General features: G+C 65.8%; 15 protein-coding genes. 12 read left to right on the forward strand and 3 right to left on the reverse strand.

Translation table 11 applies throughout. The annotated features are described in order from the left end of the window. The 8 genes from EG885_RS19025 to EG885_RS19060 all read left to right on the forward strand — a co-directional run. A partial coding sequence (locus EG885_RS19025; RefSeq protein WP_131577755.1) for a chemotaxis protein CheA occupies positions 1-1,210 on the forward strand: 1,210 nt, incomplete at its 5' end. Between the two features lie 14 nt (positions 1,211-1,224). Further along, positions 1,225-1,698 carry a chemotaxis protein CheW gene (locus EG885_RS19030; RefSeq protein ID WP_165571207.1) on the forward strand — a complete coding sequence of 158 codons (474 nt, stop codon included), beginning with the start codon at positions 1,225-1,227 and terminating at the stop codon, positions 1,696-1,698. A 43-nt stretch (positions 1,699-1,741) separates the two neighbouring features. Beyond that, the gene (locus EG885_RS19035; RefSeq protein ID WP_131577759.1) at positions 1,742-3,889 is read left to right on the forward strand and encodes a HAMP domain-containing methyl-accepting chemotaxis protein; all 2,148 of its coding nucleotides are present in this window, start codon (positions 1,742-1,744) and stop codon (positions 3,887-3,889) included. Further along, positions 3,886-4,401 carry a chemotaxis protein CheW gene (locus tag EG885_RS19040; RefSeq protein ID WP_131577761.1) on the forward strand — a complete coding sequence of 172 codons (516 nt, stop codon included), beginning with the start codon at positions 3,886-3,888 and terminating at the stop codon, positions 4,399-4,401. Before EG885_RS19035 ends, EG885_RS19040 begins: the two co-directional genes overlap by 4 nt. 111 nt (positions 4,402-4,512) lie before the next feature. Continuing rightward, positions 4,513-5,415: a CheR family methyltransferase gene (locus EG885_RS19045; RefSeq protein ID WP_131577763.1), complete on the forward strand. Its 903-nt coding sequence runs from the start codon at positions 4,513-4,515 to the stop codon at positions 5,413-5,415. Positions 5,416-5,418: 3 nt separating this feature from the next. Next, on the forward strand, positions 5,419-6,510 hold the full coding sequence (locus tag EG885_RS19050; protein ID WP_131577765.1) for a protein-glutamate methylesterase/protein-glutamine glutaminase: 1,092 nt from the start codon (positions 5,419-5,421) through the stop codon (positions 6,508-6,510). Between the two features lies 1 nt (position 6,511). Continuing rightward, positions 6,512-8,317, forward strand: a complete 1,806-nt coding sequence (locus tag EG885_RS19055; protein ID WP_131577767.1) for a hypothetical protein — start codon at positions 6,512-6,514, stop codon at positions 8,315-8,317. A gap of 417 nt (positions 8,318-8,734) precedes the next feature. Beyond that, complete coding sequence (locus EG885_RS19060) at positions 8,735-9,634, forward strand: hypothetical protein (RefSeq protein WP_131577769.1); 900 nt, start codon at positions 8,735-8,737, stop codon at positions 9,632-9,634. Here EG885_RS19060 and EG885_RS19065 read toward each other — a convergent pair. Next, the gene (locus EG885_RS19065; protein ID WP_131577771.1) at positions 9,606-10,580 is read right to left on the reverse strand and encodes a hypothetical protein; all 975 of its coding nucleotides are present in this window, start codon (positions 10,578-10,580) and stop codon (positions 9,606-9,608) included. The genes EG885_RS19060 and EG885_RS19065 overlap by 29 nt on opposite strands. Positions 10,581-10,872: 292 nt before the next feature. On the opposite strand from EG885_RS19065, the gene EG885_RS19070 reads away from it, so the two are divergent. The 4 genes from EG885_RS19070 (at position 10,873) to EG885_RS19085 (ending at position 16,773) form a co-directional block, all read left to right on the forward strand. Continuing rightward, a complete protein-coding gene (locus EG885_RS19070) occupies positions 10,873-12,039 on the forward strand; it encodes a glycosyltransferase family 61 protein (protein WP_165571208.1) in 1,167 nt (388 codons plus the stop codon). Positions 12,040-12,099: 60 nt separating this feature from the next. Further along, a complete protein-coding gene (locus EG885_RS19075; protein WP_131577775.1) occupies positions 12,100-12,954 on the forward strand; it encodes a sulfotransferase family 2 domain-containing protein in 855 nt (284 codons plus the stop codon). A 129-nt stretch (positions 12,955-13,083) separates the two neighbouring features. Continuing rightward, complete coding sequence (locus EG885_RS19080; protein WP_165571209.1) at positions 13,084-14,118, forward strand: Hint domain-containing protein; 1,035 nt, start codon at positions 13,084-13,086, stop codon at positions 14,116-14,118. An 87-nt stretch (positions 14,119-14,205) separates the two neighbouring features. Further along, positions 14,206-16,773 (forward strand): hypothetical protein, encoded by a 2,568-nt coding sequence (locus tag EG885_RS19085; RefSeq protein ID WP_131577780.1) that lies wholly within the window; start codon positions 14,206-14,208, stop codon positions 16,771-16,773. On the opposite strand, the gene EG885_RS19090 is transcribed toward EG885_RS19085, so the two are convergent. Then, positions 16,768-18,033 carry a glycosyltransferase gene (locus EG885_RS19090; RefSeq protein WP_131577782.1) on the reverse strand — a complete coding sequence of 422 codons (1,266 nt, stop codon included), beginning with the start codon at positions 18,031-18,033 and terminating at the stop codon, positions 16,768-16,770. The genes EG885_RS19085 and EG885_RS19090 overlap by 6 nt on opposite strands. Then, positions 18,030-18,282: hypothetical protein (locus tag EG885_RS22845; RefSeq protein ID WP_165571210.1), on the reverse strand; the 253-nt coding region annotated here is incomplete at its 5' end. The genes EG885_RS22845 and EG885_RS19090, both read right to left, overlap by 4 nt.

An 18,282-nucleotide genomic window follows, 5' to 3' on the forward strand; every position in this document is an offset into this window, starting at 1 on the left:
TGCCACAGCCCCTCAGGCCGATCGTGGCGACAATCAGGTGCGTGTCTCGGCCGCCCGGCTGGACACCTTGCTGGATCAGGTCGGAGAGCTGGTGATCGCGCAGGCCCGCCTGACCGCGCTGGCCCATCACCGCCGCGACCCCGCCCTGGCCGCCATCGTCGAGGAAATCGAACGCCTCTCTGCCGATCTGCGCGACAGCGCGATGGACATGCGCATGCTGCCCATCGACCAGCTGTTCAGCCGCTATCGCCGGGTGGTGCGCGATCTGTCAGGCGATCTGGCCAAGGAGATCGATCTGGTCCTGTCCGGCGAGGAGACCGAACTGGACAAGACCGTGCTGGACAGGTTGGGCGACCCGCTGGTCCATATCATCCGCAACTCGATCGATCACGGCATCGAGATGCCCGATCAGCGACTGGCCGCAGGCAAGCCGCGCCGGGGCACGTTGCATCTGTCCGCCCGCCAGTCGGGCACCGAGATGGTGATCACCATCGAGGATGACGGCGCCGGCCTGAACCGCGCCCGCATTCTGGAAAAGGCCGTTGCGGCAGGCGTGGTCGGCGCCGACGAGGATCTGCCGCCCGGCCAGATCGACCACCTGATCTTTCATCCCGGCCTGTCGACGGCGCAAAGCGTGTCCAGTCTGTCGGGCCGGGGCGTCGGCATGGATGTGGTCAAGCGCACGATCACCGACCTTCACGGCGCGATCGAAATCGTCAGCGAACCCGGCCGCGGCACCCGCATCACCCTGCGCCTGCCGCTGACGCTGGCCATCATCGAAGGGCTGCAGGTCGCCATCGGCACCACCATGTGCATCCTGCCGCTGGCCAGCGTCGAGGAATGTGTCGAGCTGACCCAGGTCGAGACGCGCACCTCGAACGGGCGCAACTTTGTCGATATCCGGGGCACGATGGTGCCGCTGCTGTGGACGGACCGCATTTTCGGCACCGACCATTCGGGCACGGTCGTGGCGGTGGTGGAAATCGATGGCGGCAAGATCGGCGTGGTCGTCGATCAGGTGATCGGCCAGCACCAGACGGTCATTAAGCCGCTGTCGCCCCTGCATCGCGCAACGCCCGGTCTGGCCGGCGCGACCATTCTGGGCGACGGCTCGGTCGCCCTGATCCTCGACATCACCTCGCTGGCCAAATGCCCGCCCGCACCCCGTCGCAACCCTGCGGCTGGCGGCGACGCCCGCAACGCCGCCTGACGAAAGGATCCGCAATGGAGCCGTCATCCCAGACCACCGCCTCGCATGACTATCTGACGGTCGCGCTGGACGAGGATATCTTTGCCCTGCCGGTCGCCAGCGTGCACGAGGTGCTGGACCCGCCGCCCATGACGCTGGTGCCCAATGCACCCGCCCATACGCCGGGCCTTGTCAATGTGCGCGGCAATGTCATGCCGCTGCTGGACCTGCGCACGCGCTTTGGCATGGAACCGGTCGCGGATGGTGACACGACGCGGGTCATCGTGACCCGGATGGACCGGCAGGGCGATGCCTTTCTGGTCGGGCTGCGCGCCGATGCCGTCTATGAGGTGGTCGATATCGCCCTGGACAGCATCCGCCCCGCCCCCCCCAACAGCACCCGATGGCCCGCCGCGCTGATGCGGGGCGTCGTCCAGCGCAATGACCGCTATGTCATCATCCTCGATCTGGACGAGATCACCGCCATAGACGCCGACCGTCCCCAGTGATGACCCCTCACCAGCCCCTTTGCAGCAGACAGGAACACGCATCATGCGCCTGACCATCAAGACCAAACTGATCGCCTCGTTCGCGGTGATCCTCGCCCTGACCGGTGGCAGCGGCTATGTCGCCGTCACCAGCCTTGCGCAGTCCCAAAACCAGCTGGAAAGCTTTGTCTCGGGGCCTTTTGCGCAGGTTCAGAACAGCCGCGCCATCCGGCAGCGCGTGACCCAGATCCGTCTGTTCACACGTCAGATGTATATGAGCCGCGACGCCGAGGTTCGCGCCGGTCTGGCCGAACGGGTCGGGACGGTGCTGTCGGAAATCGACGTCAATCTAGAACGTTTGATGGCCGCCCTGCCTCTGCATGAGAGAGAGACATTTTCCGACCTTCCCGCCATGATCGCAGATTTCGGCGAAAAGGCGCAGACATCGATGCGGCTGTCGGCGGCTGCCGATCCCAACGCCGCGGGCACCGCCCTTGATTCCATCCGAGAGACCGTCAATGGCTTTCTGGCCGAGGTCGCAGGCCTGTCCCGGGATCTGCAGCAACTGGCCGCGGCCCCTCCGGGCGGTTTGTTCGACCGCGTCCTGACCGGACAGCAACTGGTCGAGGCCGCAGGACTGATCGAGGGGGTATCCAGCGGCGCCAACTGGGCGCGGATGCGCATGGTGGCCGCCGCCGTCCGACTGGATCCGGCGCAGGTGTCGAATTCGATCTCGACCACCGACGAAAGCATCGCCGAGGTCAACGATGCCCTGCAGAAACTGCAGACGGTTCCAGTGATCGCCGAGTTCTTCGGTGACAGATTGCCTGCACTGAATGCAGGCTGGGATGCCTCGATCGATCTGATCCAGATCCAGCTGCGCGATGCGGCAAAGCTGAACGAATATAACGCCCTGAAGGCGATGGAGGAACAGCTGGCACCCGCCGCTATCCTGCTTGACGATCGCCTGCAGGAAATTTCCCAGAAAAGCGATACTGCGGCGACTGCCGCGAATGCGAACGCCAAGGCCGCCTATGAAACCACCCGCACCACGCTGCTGGCCATCATTCTGGGCGCCATCGCGATCGGAACGGCCGCCGCATTGTGGATGGCACTGAGCATTTCCCGGGGGCTGACGCGGTCCGTTCGCATTGCCGACGCCATCGGCACCGGCGATCTGACCATAGAGATCGATGCCCGGGGCAGCGACGAGATCGGCGACCTGATGCGTGCCATGAGCACCATGAACCAGAACCTGCGCCAGATCGTCGGCGACGTGATCTCCAGCTCGGGTCAGGTGGCCTCGGGGTCGCAGCAATCCTCTTCCACGGCGGAACAGCTGAGCCAGGGCTCGACCGAACAGGCGGCAGCGACCGAAGAAGCCTCGGCCGCGATGGAGGAAATGGCCGCCAACATCCGTCAGAACGCGGAAAATGCCGCCCAGACCGAAAAGATCGCCGGTCAGGCCAGCGTCAATGCCGAGAAAAGTGGCAAGGCCGTCGCCAATTCGGTCCAGGCCATGCGGACCATCGCCGACAAGATCCAGATCGTGCAGGAAATCGCCCGCCAGACCGACCTGCTGGCGCTGAATGCCGCGATCGAGGCCGCCCGGGCGGGCCAGCATGGCAAGGGCTTTGCCGTCGTCGCCTCCGAGGTGCGCAAGCTGGCCGAACGGTCCCAACAGGCCTCGACCGAAATCGGAGAGCTGTCGGGTTCGACGCTGGCCATTTCGGAAGAGGCGGGGCGCATGCTGCAGGATCTGGTGCCGGACATCCAGCGCACCGCCGAACTGGTGGGCGAGATCTCGGCCGCCTGCCGCGAACAGAACTCGGGGTCCGAACAGATCAATCAGGCCATCCAGCAGCTGGACGAGGTGACCCAGCAGAACGCCGCCGCCGCCAATGAAATGTCGGCCACCGCCGAGCAGTTGTCGGCGCAGGCCGCCATGCTGAACGAACGGGCCGCCTTCTTCACGCTGGACCGCAACAGCCGGTCCGCGCCCAAGGCCGCAGCGTCGGAGGATGATCTTGATCGTCAGATGCAGGCCGAAATGGCGGCAAGACCCGCCCGCAAGACGGCTGGCAAGCGCGGAAAGATCAAACCGTCGCCGCTGAAGGCCAAGGGTTCGGCTGCGGCCAGGGACGGTCAGGGCTTCGATCTGGATCTGAACGACGATCAGAATGACGGAAGCTTTGAAAGAATGAGCGCATGATGGCGCAGGCCGCAGCCCAGGATTTCCTCCTGCCCGTCTTGGACGGGCAGGAGGATGCCCCCCAGATCCTGACGTTCCGGCTTGGCCAGACCGTCTTCGGGATCGACGTCCGGCATGTGCGCGAGGTGCTGGACGTGACGCCGATCACCCCGGTCGCGAATGCACCGGCCAGCCTTGTGGGCATGGTCGATGTCCGCCACGAGGGCGTGCCCGTGGTCGATCTCAAGCACAAGCTGCGCATGGGCGATACGACTGGCGGCGGATCGGACACCCGGATCGTCGTGCTTGAAATCGGCGCGGGTGACGCGCCGCAGGTCATCGCGATCATTGCCGACGCAGTGCTCGAGGTGGTGGAACACGACCCCGCCACATTGGAAAGCCCGCCCCGCTTTGGCGAGGCCTGGGATGCCAGCTTCATCCGCGGCATCGGGCGGCGCGATCAGGAATTCATGACGCTTTTGGATATCGAGGCCGTGTTCCGCCCCCGCGACGGCATGTTCGACGGCGGATAGGCTCGCGTCCCGACCGCTTCCGGCGCCCGTCCGACGGGTCCGGACCACCGCCGGTTGCCATGCCATCCGGACCGCCGTCCTTGGCCAGCCCCATCACGCAGGACCTTGTGAATGACCATGCCACGCCCCCGTCTTTCGCCAGCCCCGCCGCCCGGGGGCGGCCCGCTGCGCAATCCCCCCCAGATGTCCGAGGCCACCTTTCGCCGCCTGACCGTTCTGGTCCGCGACAAATGCGGCATCGCGCTGGCCCCGTCCAAGCGCCAGATGCTGCAAACCCGGCTCAGCCGCCGTCTGAAGGCTGCAGGCGTCGATGATTTCGACGCCTATCAGGCGCTGCTGACCGGCCCCAATCCCCCCGAGGGCGAAATGCAGGCCTTTGTGGACTGCGTCGTCACCAACGAGACCTCGTTCTTTCGCGAACGCCCGCATTTCGACTTTCTGACGCCGCAAAGGCTGGGCGAGCTGGCCGAAGGCGGGCGGGCGGGACAGCTGTCGATGTGGTCCGCCGCCTGTTCGACCGGGGAAGAGGTCTGGACCATGGCCATGGCCGCCGAGGCCGCCAGCACCGCTCTGCCCGAGGCCGGACGCTGGAGCTGGTCCGCAGTCGCGACCGACATCTCGATCAAGGCCCTCACGCAGGCGCGCACCGCCATTTACGAGACGCGCGATGTCGCCAAGGTACCGCCAGAGATGGCCGCGCGCTATGTGATGCGGGCGCGCGACGGGGCCAGCGCGGCGGTGCGCATGGCGCCCGCGCTGCGCCGCCATGTCCGGTTCGGTCAGATCAATCTGATGCACCCGCGCTATCTGCCGGGCCGGCTGATGGACATTATCTTTTGCCGCAATGTTCTGATCTATTTCGACAATGACGTCCAGCAGCAGATCGTCAGGAAACTCTGCACCCATCTGCGCCCCGGCGGCCTGCTGTTTCTGGGCCATTCCGACATGAGCCGGGAACGGCAGGCCCCCCTGCGCCTGCTGCGCAACAACATCCACGAACGCCTGGAGGACTGATCCATGCCTGATATCAAGGTTCTGATCATCGACGATTCGGCCAGCGTGCGGACCGCCCTCAGCGACATCATTCAGGCCGAGCCGGGGATGACCGTGATGGGCACCGCCTCGGACCCCTATTTCGCCGCCGAACGGCTGCGCACCGAGATGCCCGACGTCATCATCTGCGACATCGAGATGCCGCGCATGGATGGCATCACCTTCGTCCAGAAACTGATGCAGCAGCGCCCGCTGCCGGTGGTGATCTGTTCGTCCCTGGCCAATGCCGGATCGCCCACGGCGCTGGCCGCGCTGGAGGCCGGCGCGGTCGAGATCATCACCAAGCCCAAGATGGGCACCGCCCAGTTCATTCTGGAAGCCCGGACCCGGATCTGCGACGCGGTGCGCGCCGCAGCGCAGGCCAAGGTCAAACCCTATCGTGCCCGGCTGGAACCGGCGGCCAAGCTGACGGCGGATGCGGTGCTGCCCCCGGCGGGGCGGCGGACGGTCGAACACACAACCGACCGGCTGGTGGTCGTCGGCGCCTCGACCGGCGGCACCGAGGCGTTGCGCGTTCTGCTGGAGGCGCTGCCCGCCGATGCCCCCGGCCTTGCGATCGTCCAGCACATGCCTGCGGGCTTCACCACCGCCTTTGCCCGCCGCCTTGACGGGCTGTGCCGGATCGAGGTGCGCGAGGCGAAGACCGGCGACCGCCTGATCCCCGGCCTTGCCCTGATCGCGCCGGGCGATCACCACATGCTGCTGCATCGCAGCGGCGCGCAATACCGGGTCGAAGTTCGCGAAGGCCCGCTGGTGTCACGGCACCGCCCCTCGGTCGACGTGCTGTTCCGCTCGACCGCGCGGGCCGCGGGGCCGAATGCGCTTGGGATCATCATGACCGGCATGGGCGATGACGGCGCCAAGGGCCTGCTGGAATTGCGCCAGACCGGCGCCCGCACCCTGGGTCAGGACGAGGCCAGCTGTATCGTCTATGGCATGCCGAAAGAGGCGAAAAAGCTTGGCGGGGTCGAAACCGAATTGCCCCTGACCAAGCTGGCAACCGAGGTCATGCGCTTTGCCGCAGCCGACCATCCTTCCTCACCAAGCAGGGCGTGACATGATGATACAGGCCATCCGACAGGTTTCTTCCGCCGCTGTTCCTGCTGCCAGCGCCAGCCCGCTTCCCGATGATCTGGTGGCGCTGGCCGCCCTGACCGACACGCTTGCGCGCTGGAATGCCGACAGCGAAGGCGCTTACCTGCATGTGGGCGAGGATCTGCAGGCGATCCACGGCATGCTGAAGGCGGTCGAAGGCGCGATGGCCCGCACGATCGAGATCATGACCGGCACGGATATCTTGACCATCGACGCCCGCCTCGCCGAGGCCGCCGAACGCGCCTGTACGCTGGAGCGGAACGGACGGGCCATCGGCGCCCGGCTTGGCGACGTGCTGGACGGACGCGGCGATGCGCATGACGGTAACGAACAGGTCGTCCGCGCCTTTTCACTGCTGGATTATGTGGCGCTTGTGGCCCGGACCCATACCGGTGCCATGATGGAACGCGGCAGCAGCCTCTCGGCCTTTCTGGTGCAGGTCGGCGTTCTGGTGGGCACGGGCCGGACGCTGGCGGGCCAGCTGTCGGACCGGCTTGCGCATCTGCACCGCTCGCTTCAGGACGCCGCCGATCAGCTGCGCGACCGCCAGATGGAAGAGGCCCGCACCAAATCCCTGCTTGAGGTCATCAGGTCGCTGGAACAGGATCTGACCGCGCGGCGCCTGTCGGCAGATGGCAACCGGCAGGGAGCCCGTCTGGCCTTTTCCGATGCTGCGCAATCGGTGGCCGAGGTCGTGGGCGTTCTGCAATTCCACGACATCGCCCGCCAGCGGCTGGAACACACGATCACCCATCTGGAACTGATGTTCCATCTGGCCCAAGGCGGTGGGCTGACGGATGATGCGCTGCCGCCGGACATCCCGGCCCGGCACCTGTTCATCGCCCGCATCGCCCGGCTGGAACGTGCGCAACTGATCGATCTGGTGCAGCTGTATCAGGCCCGGATGGCCGTCATCGGCGACAGTCTGGACATCATTCTGGGTCAGGCGCGCAACGGTGCCGGACTGGTGGGCGGCATGCTGCAGGTCGACCGCTCGGCCGCCGAGGCGGGTCTGGGCATGGGCATCACCCGTCAGGCCCAAGAAATGGAGCATCGGTTCCTGCAACGCGAGGCCCGGCGCGAGGCGATATTCGCCAGCCTCGCCGAATGCATCGAAGCCGCCGAGCAGTTCGCCTCGATGACCGACGCGCTGGACAATGTGGAATTTTCGCTGCGCCTTGCCGGGTTCAATGCTGCGATTCACGCCGCCGACCATCAGGGCGGCGACCGGACGATCGGCTATATCGCCCATGAAATCCGCGACAACGCGGCCAATGCCAAGGGCGGCGCCGATCTGATCCGCATCGGCATCGGCAAGACCACCGATGCGGCGGGCGACCTGCAATCCGTGCTGCTGCCCACCGAGATTCGCGAGGCGACGGCGATCCGGGATCTGTTCGCAGCGGTTCTGGGCGCGGTCGAGAATGCCGAACGCCTGTGCCTCGACCAGCTGGCCGATGCCGAGGCCGCCGCCGCCGCCGTCCCCGACAAGGTCGCCCGCGCCAAGGATCTGATGAAGGAACATCTGACCGGACTGGCGCTGATGCAGGCGGCGGCCCAAGCCCTCGGACCGCTGGCCATCGCGGATCCCGAAGGGACCGGATCGGTGGATCTGACCCCCCTGACCAATATTTTGTCGGCGCATTACACCATGCGGGAAGAGCGCATGATCTTTGCCACCGTCTTTGGTGATGGTCCGCCGATCGACATGCCCGCCGAAGCGGCGACGGCCCCCGACAGCGATGATCTGTCCGATGTCTTCTTCTGACAGGCAGGCGAGGCCGTCACAGACGCCAGGCCCATCGGCATGGTCGCGCCGATGGTCACGGCACACAGAGAAAGCCGTGCCGGAACCAGGGCTGGAACGATCCTCTCCGGTCCTGAATTTCAAGGATCGCTGGATTCAGGAAGGCAATCGATGTCCGGGCTTTCCGTGACAATACACTCATATCCGAACGGGCGCCGCTTGCGGTGCGGGGGAACCGGCTTGGCACGCGATCACCGGCCTGGTGTCAGGATCTGCCGACGCGGGATCGGGGGGCACCCGACCACGCATCGGCACTATAGCCCGTGTCAGTCGGCGAAAGAGCCGGTGCCGTGGACAAAATCGGACAACGTTTCCTGCAGCTGGCCGCGCAGCTTGAGGAAATTGGCGGTGTTGTGCCCGTTCCACGGCAGGGGCGCCATGGTGACCCCGTCGCATCCTTCCATCAGCCGCGCCTGTTGCGCGTCGTGGGGGGCGCGCTCGGCGAAAAAGGATCCTGGCCTTGCCGGTGGCGGGCGTCTCGTCATAGACCTTCCGCAGGCTTCCATAGGCCTTGATGATCTCGAAATCCTCGTCATTCGAATCGACCGATTTGAACCGGCTGAACACCTGACGGCTGACTTCGGACTGGGGCGAAAAGGCAATCGTCCGGCTGGCGCCCAGAAGCCGCCCGAACAGCAACGCGGCAAAGCCGCCGCTGCTGGCGCCAAGCGTCAGGATGGGCAGGCCATCATCGGGAAGCATCTCGCGGATGACCGTGACCGTGCTGTCGATATCGGTCGACAGCCCCAGCAGGCCCTTCATGTACCAGATCTGTTCGAAGTCCTTGAAGAAATAGACCTCGACATCAAAGGCATGCAATTGCTTGAAGAACTCGGTGGTCGTCATGCCGAAATTGTCGCCCATCGACCCGAAGGCAAGAATGCGGGCCATCGGTTTGTCATGCGCCACACGCTCGATCGGAAAGACCGGCGCGATGACGTCGTCGGAATCGCAGACCGCATCGCCATGGCGGCGCACAACGGCCGCCTGCAAAGCCAGCAGCTTGTTGCGACGCGCCACGTCGCGCGTGACCTGCCGCGCGATCCTCAGCCTGAGATCCTGAATGTCGGCGGCCAGCGATTCAAGGGTGATTTGCGGCGCCTCTGCCGTAGATGTCGGAACGTCCATTGTACCCTCAAGCTGTGTGTCGCCACAGCGACGTTAAAATTCCGTCGAATGACGGGTCAAGATTTACCGGCTGACCCCATGCGCTGCTTTTCGCAATGCCTTCAAAATATGCTGCAACCCCCTAGGCTGGTTGCAAATATCCTGCCTTGATCAGGGGATCTGCAACCCGGGCGGGCAGCATCGAAAGCACCTGTGCCGGACCGATTTCGGCGATCGCCGCGCGAAGATCGGCATCGGTGCGAACCTGCAACAGAAAGCTGACAAGATTGGTGACGGTGACCCGGTTGAATTCTGCTTTCAGGGCTGCACGATATTCGACCTCGGCGGCATCATTGTCTTTCTTCCACCGAAAAAGACGCGCGCGCTCGAAATGCCAGTGTGGGCAGCCCTCTTCCTTGATCACGATCTTTTCTGGCACCTGTCCCGCCAGCGCGTCCGTGACGAAGGATTTGAGCGTTCCGGCCCGTCGCATGCGGTCAAGGATGTTATGGCCCGCATAGGGAACCTCGTAGCGGATCACGTTCTGATAGGCCGGGGCGATAAACTGTTCGGTAAAGTCCACATCGCCCTGCCGATAAGGATCGATGGCCAAAATCGGACAATGCGTCGAAATAGCTGCGGATCGCAGATCGCCATGCGCATAGTCCAGCAACGGGACAGCAAACCCATTGGTCTTGTAATCAGGATGCCCGGGATTCAAAGGCGAGAATGCAATGATCCGCGCATTGATCGGGCCGCCATAATAGAATGCGCACCATGCCCCCAGACTGCCGCCATAGGTGATGACATCGCGACCGGGCAGAAGCGGCGCAACGACCCCAAGAAAATCCTCTAAAGGCAGACCCTGGTAATAGGTGCCCAAACGCTGTGCGACATAGATGCTGTCGATTCCCAGTTTCTTGGCAACAGCGGTCGCAAAGCCGCTGGTCGAGAAATCAGAATTCGCCGGTCCAAAGGTGATCAGCAAGCGGTTGTCGGTGTTTCCGGGGCTTTCATGCAGGGTCATCATGTAGTTCTCGTGCTCGCACAAGCTGCGGGCTTCGAAGGTCTTCTGAGCGCTCATGGCGATCCTTGCCGAAATGATCTTCATGCGCATACTAAACTACCCAGTTCGGCCTTCCTAGGCCTCGTCTGACTTTGCATGGCCGCCGAGGCCGGTTTTCCGGGCTGCTGCACCGAAACCAGCCATATCACGGAATTGCAAAGCTTTTACGCAGATGCGGGCGGGGCCGCGCGTCCTGCGGCAAGATAAACCCATCCGTTCGATTATTGTCTGCGCTGTTGCGGTGGTTGCTGGCATCGCCCCCGCCCCTCGTGTCATCGTGCGGTCAGGCGCCCGGGGCCCGATGCCCTGCGGCCGCGACGGTGCAAGATCAGCGGAGGCCCCGATGCCCGACACAGCCTGTCCGGCGCAAGCCGAGCCGGGGACGGTGAACGTCCGCAGCGCCCGGCAGGCGGGCGCGCGGCTGCTGTGGCGCGATCCCCAGGACCGGCAGGTGCCCCGCGCGGGGCTGGCGCTGGTCGATCTGCGGCGACCGGGCATCGCCGAATATGCCAACCCGCAGCACAGCCGCGCGATCGCCGAGGTGGCCCAGCTTTACACGCAGCCGGTGCCGGCGCGTGACGACCAGATGCATACCGGCGACGGCTTCGTGATGTATCGCGGCCAGATCTGGACCGGCAACACGGCGATCGAGCATGCCTTTCACCCCAATATCCGCGACACCCTGCCTGCCGAGCATGCCCGGATCCTGCGGCTGACCGAACGCAAGGTGATGGAGACCCCCGCCGGCGGGCTGCTGTATTTTCAAAAGCCCGGAACGGCGAATTACTTTCACTGGATGGTGGAATGCCTGCCGCGTCTGTCGCTGATGGATGATGCGCAACTGGACGCGCAGGTCGACAGGCTGATCCTGCATTTCGGCCAGCTGCCGGGCTTTGTCATGCCCTCGTTGCAGGCGTTCTTTCCCCGGCTGGTGGACCGGACCTTCGTGACAGGCAAGCCGCTGGTGCGCCCCGACCGGCTGTGTTTCATGACCAGCGGTCTGCGCGATCCCACGCGCGAGCCCGAAACACGGATCTCGACCTCAGCCATCCGGTTCCTGGGCAATCTGGCGCGCGGGGACCGGCCCGGCGGGCAGGTGATCTTTGTCTCGCGCGCGAATGCGGGGAACCGGCGGCTGATCAACGAGGATCAGCTGATCGCCTATCTGGCCGCGCGGTTCGACCTGCAGGTGATGATCGGCGACCGGCTGAGCGTGGCCGAACAGCGTCAGGTCATGGCCCAAGCGCGGGCGGTCGTCGGCGTCCACGGCGCGGGGCTGAGCAATGTCGTCTTCGCTCCGCAGGGCGCCCGCCTGATCGAGATCACCTCGGGGCAATATGTCAGCCGCACGGCCAGCTTTCACGACACCAGCCTGATCTGCGGCGTCACGCCCCGGCTGGCCCTGGTCGAGGAACATGGCGACCGCACCACCGTCGTCGCGAATGTCGGCAACGATCTGTATCTGCACCCGTCGCGATTCGGCCGGATTGCCGCCATGATCGCAGACTGACGCCCGCCGCCACGGGACCGGCGACGGTCCCATCCCTTTTGCTCAGGACCAGGTTCGCCCATGGCTTTCAACGATCTTGCCCGCATGTCGCTGTCGCGGTTCATCGAGACGCATCGCGGCGATGACCGCACATTGTGGCTGTTCCAGCATATCCCCAAGACGGCGGGATCGTCGTTTTCGACTGAGCTGCGCACGCGGAACCGGCCCTATCGCAACATCTGCGTGGATTACGCCGATGCCTCGATGTCGCACGAGGACAAGATCGCGCAATCGGTCACCACCTTCCTGCAGATGGCGCAGGACCAGCCGTTTCGGTCGGCCTCGGGTCATCTGAAGCTGCCGCAGATCCGGCGCGTGGCCGAGGCCAGTGCCGATTGCCGCGTGATCACCTTTCTGCGCCAGCCTGAGGCGCGGGTGATCTCGGATTACCGCTATCAGCGCACGCCGATGCATCCGCCCCATCAGGACTTCATCCGCGCGTTTCCGACGCTGGAAAGTTATGTCCGGTCGTCCGAATCGCAAAACAAGATGGCCGATTTCCTGCTGGGTGGCACCGAAGGCGTCTCGGCGGCCGAGGCTGCGGCGCAGGTGGGGGAAAGCCACCTGTTTCTGGGGCTGCTGGAACAATACCCGATGTCCTTCAACATCGTCTTTCGGCTGATGGGCCATGACGGCCTGTGGCCGAGCGAGCACAAGCGCAAGACCCCCGAGACCGAGGCCACCAAGGTCGATATCTCGCAGGATCTGCGCCGGATGATCCGCCGCACAAACCCGCTGGACATCGCGATCTATGCCTATGTGCACCGGATGCTGGCGCCGCATCGTCAGGCCTTCCGACAGCTGTCACGCCCCCAACATGCTGGAAAAACGGCAGAGTCCCTGAACGGGTCAGTTCTAAGTCACGGAAATAGTTAAACTATTCTGTACTTATATTGCCCGACTCGCCCCGCCATGCCCATGATGAACCGTAAGATCAGTTCATCATTTTGCCGTCGCTCGTCTTCTGGGATGCGTTGCTGCGGCCTTTTCACAAAGGGGCGTCACATGGCCAATTCCTATAATATGTATCTCAACAACGGCAATCAGGGGCCGCCGGTCTTCCGGTTCAGGACCGGCAACGGCCCCACGCGGACGGAAATCGGCGTCGATGACCGCCGCGACCCGGGCGAGACCCTGCCCGAACTGGACGTGCTGCGCGAGGGAGAGCAGTTTTTCGTGCCGACGGACAGCGGCTCGGCCGAGATCTGGGTGTATCGGGGCAATGTCACCGATGCCGATACGGACGTGACCATGGGCTTTATCGGCTCGCGGACCACGACATCCGGCGAGACGCGCTATGCCCTGTTCACCCCGGAATCGGATGGCGAGCTGCCGGTTTCTCCGCGTCGTGTCTTCGTCAATATCGATAATCTGGACACAGAATCCGGCTGGCAGATCGACGCTGCCGAGCCGTTCTGCTTCGTGACGGGCACCCAGATCGCCACCCCTGCCGGTGCGCGCGCCGTCGAAACCCTCGCCATCGGCGATGAGGTGCTGACCGCCGATGGCCGCAGCGTGGCGATCCGCTGGATGGGGCATCAGCTGGTTCATCCGCGTGCCGCCGGGCCACGCCCCTCGGCCAACCGTCTGCCGGTGCGGATCGCTGCCGGTGCCTTGGGTCGGGGTCTGCCCTTGCGCGATCTGATGGTCTCGGCCGATCATGCGTTGGTCGTCGACGGGCTGCTGGTCAATGCCGGGGTGCTGGTCAACGGCACGACGATCACGATCCCCGCGCGCGCCGATCTGCCCGCGCAGTTCACCTATTACCATATCGAAACCGAAGCCCATGACGAAGTTCTGGCCGAGGGTGTGGCGGCGGAAACCTTCATCGATTATGCGGCCCGCCGCGCCTTCGACAACTATCAGGAATATCTGGATCTTTACGGGTCCGAACGGATCATTCCCGAAATGTCCCGGCCCCGCATCTCGGCTGCGCGCCAATTGCCCCGCGCGCTGGCGCAGCGCCTTGGCATCGCGGATTTTGCCAAATCCGTCACCGCCGAATCCGAGGCGCTGATGCAGCGCCTGACCGCCGCCTGATCACGATCGGCGCCGCCCGGCCAGGTTCGATCAGGGCCGGGCCGGGCGGCGCTTGTCGTGGCCTTGTCGGCCCAAGCTGTTCCCATCATGGTGGTCCCCGACCGGCTGACCCTGCTGTCGCAGGCCCAAGCCTGCATGCCCGACATTCAGGCCAAGGCATTGCCCCTGATCAACGATCCGGGTTCGCCGGATGGCGCGCCTCCGGCTTTGGCCCATCAATCCTGCGGCCTGATCCCAAGGCCCGCCGGCCCGTCCGACCTGCGGCAGCTTTTGCTGCTGGCACGAAAGATGGCGGGCGATGGCGATGGGCCTGCCTGCCGCGATGCCTGCCGCCTCATCCTGCAGCAGGATCCCGTCCATCGTCCCGCCCGCCTGTTGCTGATCCAGTCGCTGACCGAGGCGGGTCGTGTTGCGGATGCTCTGGATCAGATCACCCGGCATCTGACCCAGATCCCCGCCGATGCCGCGATGCTGCGCCGTCGGGTTCTGCTGCTGCGTCAAGATGATCGACTGACCGACGCGGTGCGGGCGGGGCACGAGGGGCTGCGGCTTTGTCCCGATGATCCGGGGCTGCGCCTGGCCCTGATCGATGCGCGGGCCCATTCGGGCGATGCCGGTGGCGCGTTGTCCGAACTTCAGCCGCTGCTGTCGCAGGCCCCGGATGATGCCGATCTGATGCTGCGCCAGCTGCGCATCCTGCGTCTGGATGCGCAGTTGGAAGAGGCGCGGCGTCGGGCCGATCTGGCCGTCATGCGTCATCCCCGCGACATCCGGCTGTGGCTGGAGCTGGCGCTAATCTGCCGGCAATCGGACGATCCGCGGGCCGGGCTGGCCGCCTGCCGGGCGGCGCTGGCGCTGCAGCCCGACCATCCCGGCGCCGCGCAGGAACAGCTTGAGATGCTGATTCGACTGGCCGATCACGCCCAGATCCTTGCGCTGGCCCATCAGGCCGCAGCGATCCTGTCGCAAACCCCCGACGCGGTCGCCGCGCTGCGTCTCTGCCGGGCGCTGACGGCCTTGCCGGGCGATGCGCTGCCCGGGCTGCTGCGCCTTGCCTTGCCGGGGTTGCGGATCAGCGCCGCCGCTCTGCCCGGCGATCTGATCTGGCAGATCTGCGTGCTGGCCGAACCGCTTGGCCTTGGTCCTGATCTGGAGCCCCTGCTATCCGACCTGCTGGCGCGGCCCCGGATGGACCTTGCTCTGGCCCGCAGCCTGCTGATGCAGCTTTTCACAAACGGCCAGCCGGACTGGGTGCAGCAGACGACGCCTCTGGCCCTGCGGCTGGCGGAACCCGAGCGGGCGTTGTTCCTGTGTGAACTGGCCGCGCTGGATCAGGGCGCCGCCGCCGCCCTGGCCCGGCGCCGCCGCGATCCGCAGGGGCGCGACCCTGCCCGGCTGCGCACTGCCCGGCTGATCCTGCTGGCACGGCTGCTGCGCCAGACGGGCCGGGTGCAGCTGGCCGCGCGGCATCAACGAATGGTCCTGCGCAGGCAGCGGCTGGACCCGACCCTGTTCCGGCTGCAGTTCAGCACGCTGCTGCAGGCCGGGTTTCTGGCCGAGGCCCGTGCCCTGCTGCGCCGCATCGACACCGACGAGCCCGGCGCCCGCTGGCGCATGATCGTCGCGCAAAGCTGGGCCGAGCTGGACCAGCCCGACCGCGCCTGCCGCATCGCCGAGCGCGCGCCGCCCGACCGCCGCAGCGCGCGCGGGGATCTGTGGTATCCGCGCTGCCTGCTGCGGATTGGCCGCGTGGCCGAGGCCCGGGCGCTGTTCGACCGCTTGGGCGCCGTCGCGGGCGCCCGGGGGGGCACACATTTCGGCCCCTCGATCAACGGCGTACTGCAGATGGAGGCCGAGATGGACCCCGGCGGCGAACCGGACAATGCCGCCCTGCTGGTCAGCGCCGCCATCCGCCGGATCGGCGCTGCGCCCATCCTGGACGCGCCGTTCGACACCCCCCCCATCCCCCAGCAGATCGTGCAATATTGGGACAGCCCCAGCCTGCCCCGCGACATCGCTGCGGTCACGGCCAGCTGGGCAGGGCTGCGGGGCTGGCGCTATCAGCGCTTTGACCGCGGCGCGGCGCGGCAGTTCCTGCAGGACCGTCTTGGCCGGGACTGGCGGCTGGCGCTGGAGAAGGCCCGCTCGCCCACCGAAGAGAGCGATTTTTTCCGCCTCTGCTGGCTGGCGGTCGAGGGGGGGATCTATGCCGATTGCGACGACTGGCGGACGGGCCATCCCCGGCGACTGCTGTCGCGGGGCCGGGGACTGATCCTGCTGCGCGAGCCGGTGGGCGCGGTCGCCAACAATTTCATCGCCGCCATGCCGCGCCATCCGGCGCTGGTCTGGGCGGCGGTGGCGGCGCGGCATGCCTTGGATCAGCGCCACAATGACAGCGTCTGGTCCAAGACCGGGCCGGGGCTGCTGACCCGTGCGGTGGCGTGGTATCTGGACGATTGTGCCCGCAAAGGCACGGCGCCGGCCCTGACCATCCTGCCACAATACATGGCCGGGCTGGTCTTTGATCCGCATGTGCCGCTGACGTATAAAAGCACCACGAGTTATTGGAACGCCGACCGGCGCAGCCGGGTCACGCTGCCTCGGATGGACGGGCCCCGGCTGACCGACCCGCAACCACCCGGGTCCGCCTCATAGCCCGCACAGGTCACGCCAGCCCTTGGTGAAACCCGCCAGATCCAGCGGCGGCTCGATCAGCGCGATGTGCTGGGCCAGCAGATCGGGGCGGTCATGCACGGCCATGATCTCGGCGGCCAGGGCATCGGCGTCGCCCGCCCGGAACTGCCGCCCCCAGCCTGCAGTCTTTTCCGCCATCCCGCCGATATCGGATGCGATCATCGGCGTGCCAGCCGCCCGCGCCTCCTGAATCACCACCGGAGAGTTTTCCCACCAGACCGAGGGAATGACGATCCAGCCAAACCCCCGCATGATCGCCACGCAATCCTGCGGGCGATAGCGGCCGCGAAAGCGCATCCAGACCGGGATGTCCAGCGCAGGCCACAGGCGGGCAAAGGCCTCGGCCGTGACGCCATAGACATCCAGCGCGATGGGCGCGGTCGGGCGGCCCGCCGCCAAAGCCAGCTTGGCCCCGGCCTCGATCAACAGGGCGGCGCGGACCAGCACGTCCAGCCCCTTGGTGGGCGTCGCCTGACCGAAAAAGGCAAAGCGGCGGCTGCGCGCCAGCAGCGCGGTTTCGGTCACCGGCGGGGGCGGGTCGGTATGGTCCAGCCCGTTTTCGATTACTCCGATCCGGTCGGGCGGAATTCCCCAGACCGCAAAGCGGTCGGCCAGGAACTGACTGGGCGACAGCAGGGTGTCGAACAGGTCCAGCATCTCGGCCATGCGGGTGCGGCGCAGGGCAAAATCGACCGGCGGGCGGCCCAGACAGGCCGCGCAGGCCACGTCCGAGGCGGCATAGCACAGCTCTCCGCTGGTCTTGACCATCTGGCCGTGATTGGCACAGATCGCCGTCATCTCGTGCAGGGTGCAGATCATCTGTGCGTCGGGAAACCGCGCCCGCAGCCGCCGGATCGTGCCCGCGCCGATGTTCCAGAAATGGTGGAAATGATAGATGTCGCCCTGCAGCGCGGTCAGGATGTCCAGCACCCGATCCTCGTCCGCGATACGGGGATGCTCCATCGGAAAGCTGTCCATTCCGGTGCCGCGCATGCAGAAATCGCGGTCGGAAAAGGACAGCATCTGCTGGCCGGGACCAAAGAACCGCGCCTCGTCCTCGGGGCCAATGGTCGAGCCGAGGAAATAGGCATCCTCGCCCCCCTCCAGCAGATGCTGGAACTGGCGATAGGCCGCGACCTCGCCGCCGCCATAGCGCAGGGCAGGGTGCGAATGCGACACTATGACGATGCGCTTGCCGATGGGCGCCGTGGTGCCGGTCATGCCGCCCCCGCGATCAGCCGGGCCGAGCGGGCGTCGAAATCATGCCAGCCCACCCCCTCGATCAGGTTCTGGCAGAACGGGCCGCGCTGGCCCGTGGAAAAGCCGGGGTTGTGAACCGCGATCAGATGGGCGCGGGCTTTGGTCAGGGCGGTCTCGATCAAGGCGCGGACCCGTGCCTCGGCGGTCAAAAAGGCGCTGCCGGGTCGGGCCAGCGCTGCCAGCAGCAGGGGTGCCGGTCCGCAGCAGGCA

This window comes from Paracoccus nototheniae (assembly GCF_004335005.1).
Taxonomy (GTDB): Bacteria; Pseudomonadota; Alphaproteobacteria; order Rhodobacterales; family Rhodobacteraceae; genus Paracoccus; species Paracoccus nototheniae.